The 3,865-nt window shown below is 48.6% G+C and carries 3 protein-coding genes; 1 reads left to right on the plus strand and 2 read right to left on the minus strand.

What is annotated here, in order from left to right; all coding sequences use genetic code 11:
* On the minus strand, positions 1-1,010 hold a 1,010-nt coding region (locus QNK41_RS20755), incomplete at its 3' end, for a DUF1611 domain-containing protein (protein ID WP_319261068.1).
* Positions 1,011-1,507: 497 nt separating this feature from the next.
* Positions 1,508-1,999 carry a hypothetical protein gene (locus tag QNK41_RS20760; RefSeq protein ID WP_319261071.1) on the minus strand — a complete coding sequence of 164 codons (492 nt, stop codon included), beginning with the start codon at positions 1,997-1,999 and terminating at the stop codon, positions 1,508-1,510.
* A gap of 438 nt (positions 2,000-2,437) precedes the next feature.
* Between QNK41_RS20760 and QNK41_RS20765 the strand changes: the two genes are divergently transcribed.
* The coding region (locus QNK41_RS20765; RefSeq protein ID WP_319261074.1) for a M81 family metallopeptidase at positions 2,438-3,865 on the plus strand (1,428 nt) is incomplete at its 3' end.

Here is a 3,865-nt window from a genome sequence, read left to right on the forward strand (position 1 = left end):
AGTACATCTGTGGTCGGTAATTTAAACTTATTTTCATAACTCGCTATGATACCAACGATTTCTTCGTCCGACAGGTTTTCATGGCTTAATGCAATAGCCAGTACTTTCGTTTGTGAAATCGTTTCAATCAGTTTAATTTCGCTCTCAACGGTTGGCATTTTCAAATTGGGAAAATCGCAACGGGACTTCCTAGCGGGTGGATGTTGGAGGATAACGCCATCGGGCTTGCTACCTTTCAATATACCGAGAGAACCCATAAATGCGGGATGACTGACGGCACTCTGCCCCTCAACCAAGATGATATCGGGACTTTCGTTGTCAAACGCCTGAATAACGGCGTTTTCTATTTCACCAACCACAAATTGGGATACCAAGGCATCGATCGCTACACCATACAGGGCCCCCTGCATCAAGCCACTTTGACCGGTCGCAACCAATATGGACTTGATGCCGATACGATTCAGAGAATTGTTGAGTTCTACCGTGGTCGTCCTTTTGCCGCAGGCACAATCGGTACCCAATACGGCAATCACAGGAATCGTTACTCTCGATCTTTGGCCGCTAAAGACATGCAAATCTTTTAATTTCGGAGGTTTTCTGATGTCCTTAATGCGGACATGGTTGCGAGCAGCCACCTGGACAAACTCCCGATCATCGGAAAAAAACTGATGAAGACCGTTAATGATATCCATTCCTTTTTCCATTGCCTCCAGGATGAACCCCCTCTCTTTTGCCGAGATATACGTTTCTAAAGGTGCCTTCCCATAAATATAGCAATCCGGGACCGTTGAAAGTTTACCCAACGCATCCTCTAAATTGGCAAAAATGGGAATACCGTTCTTTTTTTCACCCAATTCTTCCCCGGCATCCTTGCCGGCTAATGAGCTATCGATAACCCCGACAACGGTATAGGTTTCAGAGTGCCTAACTAGCCCGGAAGCCGTTTTCCCGTCAACCAATCCAAATTGATTTTCACAGTAAACTAAGGCCGTTTCATTCACTATCGCCATTTTCTTAACTCCTTTATCTTTCATAGTATAAATTAGAGAAGCTTTTAAATTGGAACAAACTTCTCTAAGCGTAAGGTATCAATTATATACAAAAAATTTGCATAAGCATGATTCCCATTGAGGCCGGGCGTGTTCGGTACACGTCGTTCATCTTGAGCCGGGTTGCCATCCGAAATACCCAACATGGACAAATGAGTGCCAAGCAGCCACCATTTATTCAGGCTTCCACTTGGTTAAAAATTGTAAATAGGATTTAAAAATTGACAACAACTGGCGACCCGCTGATGCCGCGGTGCAAGGGAGGTATCGGTCAGAAGAACAACTTCGATTTATTAGGATCGCACATCATGTGAGTTTTTTGGTACTTATCTGATAATCCACCTTTACTTGGTCAGTCTTGCGTTTTTGTCCACTTCACGGTGCTGTTCGGCGATGTTCACGATTCTCTTATGAATTTTCACCCAACATTCGTTTGGCGACTGTCATGGCCCTATGGGCTATGGTTTCTGGCATCGCTCACGCACTGATTGAAACGGCATCCCCTCGGCACGATCGTACCGCTCGGCGCGGATGAACCAGAAGGCCAGCCCACCCGTATTGTGATTGGAGGTCAATCCATTATTGACGGTCCTGACGCCCAGCGACCCTTTTCGGCCGGTTTTCCGCCAGCCTCTGGCCTGCATGAGCATTCGCACTACCACACCAACAGCCTGCCTTAATCGTTTACTCCTCTGCGTGTGTATGTCTGCCAAAGACCGATCGATGCCAGGATGCGATTCAAACTCCCGGACAACACCTGATAAAGGCGGCCTGTCATGATGAATCTCAGATTCCTCCATCCGGCGCTGCCTGTCAGGATTATTAAAGAACTCGATGACTGCATCAAAAGGTTGATTCGGATCGTTGACAACATCGGAAAACCGTCGGCCCTGATTGTCTTCGAGGAACGTATCGCGTGTGATTGTCACACTCGGCAAAGCGGCCTCCAATTATCAATATCATTGAATTTTGACAAACAAAATTTGAACCTACATTTTTTACAGTTACAAATATTGTAGCTCATATTCCAAAAAAAGCAAGAACAATCCTGTTCAGAAGGCCCTCGCATGAGTTGAAGATTAAAAAACAAAAGCCAGTGCTATATTGATTAAAGGTCTTATCATTGCTTTATCTTTGGAAAATGATAGGAGGGTGGCTTTTGGCACCATAGAAAGGGGGTTATCCATTAATTCCCAAAACGGTCGTCCAAAAGATCCGGTTGCTCATCGCATTACATATGGGTAACTGATGTCAGTCAGGAAACTGTCAGGTGGCCGGGTTGATTGCGATGGTCGCGCTGAAGTGCTTACGATGACGGTTGGGATTCATGGACATAACCAAAGTGCCGAACACCAGCTTAATGTTCATATTGTTCAAGGAGAAATCTGATGCCCTTCAACGTTCTGACAGCCGAAATGTCCCATGAAACCAATTCCTTTAGTCTTCAGGAAACGGATGAACAGGCATTTAGAAACCGCTATGTTCTGATGGGCGCCGACGCCATCGCCGAGCGTGGCCAAGCAAATACTGAACTTGCTGGCTTCCTGGATACCGGTCGATCGCATGGCTGGCATGTCAAGCATGTGCTCAGCGCATCCGCGGGACCCAGCGGCAAAGTTAGGCGAACAACGTTTAACTGGCTCAGCGACCCAATCATTTCCGCAATCAAGCAGCAACCATTCGACGGACTTCTCCTCGGGTTGCATGGCGCTATGGACTTAGAATTTTGCGAAGATGGCGAAGGCGAGTTGCTTTGGCGTATCCGCAACGTGGTGGGCGAGAAGATGCCAATTGCCATCACACTTGATCAACACGCAAATGTCAGTAATAAGATGTGCGCTCTCGCTGACATCATTGTGTCGTTCAAAACCTATCCACATATTGATATGCGCGACACCGGTCGCCATGCCGGTGAAATTTTACACAGGACGATGGCTGGCGAGATCCAGCCGCATACGATCCTCGTAAGCCGGCCCATGCTGGAAGAAGTCAATGGTGGGCGTACCGACATAGGTCCGATGATCGAGCGCATTGCAAAAGCGCGGGATTATGAAAAGAAGGCGGACGTATTCGCCGTAAGCATCAATGCTGGTTTCGCAGGTGCAGATGTTTCCAGGATTGGCCCAACGGTGTTGGTCACCGGCCAGGACGATTTTGCCGCGCACATTGCTTTCGCCGAAACGATTGCTGATGACATATGGAACAGTCGTTTTGATGTGCTGAACGACTATCTCAGCGTTTATGAAGCTGCAGCGATTGCAGCTACATACGAGCCTAACGAAGGACCGCTGGTAATTGCTGACTATGCGGATAATCCCGGTGCCGGCGGCTATGGCGATTCAACTGAGCTCTTGCGCGCACTGATTGCGGCGGGTGTGACGAATGCCTGTTTTGGTCCTATGGTGGATCGCGAGGCAGCCCAGGCATTGCATGCTGCTGATGTTGGTGAACGGGTTCACATTGCGCTGGGCGGCAAGATCGATCCACGTTTCGGTGGTGGGCCACTCGGCGTTGAGGGCGAACTCGTTTCTATCAGCGACGGGCATTTCACCGGCGACGGTTCAATGATTGATGGGCTCGAGGGCAGTTTCGGCCCCAGCGCTGTTCTTCGTGTCGGTGGCATTGAGATATTGGTGGTCACCAGTGCCCGCCAGATACTGGATTTGCAGCAATTTAAAGCTTTTGGTATCGACCCGCAGAACAAGCATGTCGTGGCGCTAAAATCGATGCAGCACTTCCGGGCTGCGTTCGAGCCGATTGCAGGCCAAGTGATTGTTTGTGACAGCGGCGCACTTTGCACCCCGCGTTACAACCGA

Source organism: Desulfosarcina sp., from assembly GCF_033791525.1.
GTDB lineage: Bacteria > Desulfobacterota > Desulfobacteria > Desulfobacterales > Desulfosarcinaceae > Desulfosarcina.